The 1526-nt window shown below is 44.5% G+C and carries 2 protein-coding genes; both read left to right on the top strand.

What is annotated here, in order from left to right:
* A partial coding sequence (locus A3712_RS07320; RefSeq protein ID WP_157618720.1) for an alpha/beta fold hydrolase occupies positions 1 to 593 on the top strand: 593 nt, incomplete at its 5' end.
* Positions 594 to 783: 190 nt separating this feature from the next.
* Positions 784 to 1526 (top strand): Cof-type HAD-IIB family hydrolase (locus tag A3712_RS07315; protein ID WP_063522894.1); only part of this gene is annotated, 743 nt, incomplete at its 3' end.

The raw sequence follows: 1526 nt of genomic DNA, 5'->3' as shown, positions 1-1526 counted from the left end.
AGTATGCAAAGCTATACCTGTTAGCCCATTCAATGGGTAGCACTATCGCGACACGCTATCTACAAACCCATCCAGATCACCCATTTGATAAGGTCACCTTGTGCGCTCCAATGTTTGGTATCAACACCGAGTGGTACTTGAAGCCTATCGCAATGATTGTTGGGCAAGTGCTTACTGCATATCACGCCAAACCGGTTTACGCGCCAGGTCAGCAAGCCTATTACTCGAAACCTTTTGAGAATAACCTCCTGAGTCAAAGCAAGGTTCGTTATCAGTGGTTCCGTCGACTTTACGAAGAGAACCCTTCACTGCAAGTCGGTGGTGCTAGCACTCGCTGGGTATGGCAAGGATTAATGGCAGCCAAGCAGTCAATCCAACAAACTCGTCAAATCAAGATCCCTCTATTGCTGATTCAAGCAGGTGAAGAGAAGATTGTGAGTAACGACGCTCAGGTAAAATTCATCAATAAACTGAAGAAAACCAACTCGGATTGCCAATTTAAAGTCATCGAAGGCTCAAGGCATGAAGTGTTGTTTGAGCAAGACAAATACCGTAATCAAACACTGGATGCCATTAATCAGTTCTTTGCTTAACACTTACATCAATAGTACAAGAAGAAACGAGCCATAAGATAGCGAATAAAGAGGAAGAGAAGTAAGTGAGCTTTGCCCTCTTTTCTTGCATGATTTTGGCATACAATTTCTGGGTCGAGATATTGTAATTCAAACGATACTAGCGTTGGCTAGTGTTGATATCGGTTAAGCACTTTGCAATGAGGGTTAAATGACTATTCCTGTACTTAAAGATTCCGTGAAAATCGTTGCCTCTGATTTAGATGGTACGCTTCTGGCTCCCAACCATCAGTTGAGCGATTTTACCAAGCTAACGCTTAAGAAGTTACACGAGCAAGGTTATACCTTTATCTTCGCAACGGGTCGCCATCACGTCGATGTAGCTGGGATTCGTCAAATCGCAGGGATTCCGGCGTACATGATCACGTCAAACGGTGCTCGCGTGCACGACCAGAATGATCAGCTAATGTATAGCCAAAACGTACCTCAAGAACTCGTTCAACCGGTTATTGATATTGTTCGCCAAGATCCAAACATCTTCATTCACATGTACCAAAATGAAGATTGGCTACTCGATCGTGAAGATGAAATGCTAGCTAAGTTCCACAGTGAATCTGGCTTCAGCTACAAACGCTTTGAAGCAGATAATGCGCCGAGCGATGGCATTGCCAAGGTCTTCTTCACTCACCCAGAGCAAGACCACGAACACCTAGTCACGTTTGAGCAAAAGCTAAAAGAAGCATTTGGAGACAAGTTAAACGTTGCCTTCTCAACACCTTGGTGTCTGGAAGTGATGGCCGCTGAAGTATCTAAAGGCCATGCTTTAGACGCTGTCGCGAAATCTCTGAACCTAACGCTGGATAACTGTGTTGCCTTTGGTGATGGTATGAATGACACTGAGATGCTGGCAATGGCAGGTAAAGGTCTAATCATGGGCACATCACACGAGAAAGT

This window comes from Vibrio sp. HI00D65 (genome assembly GCF_001635455.1).
Taxonomy (GTDB): Bacteria; Pseudomonadota; Gammaproteobacteria; order Enterobacterales; family Vibrionaceae; genus Vibrio.
This window is presented reverse-complemented; position numbering and strand designations above follow the sequence as displayed.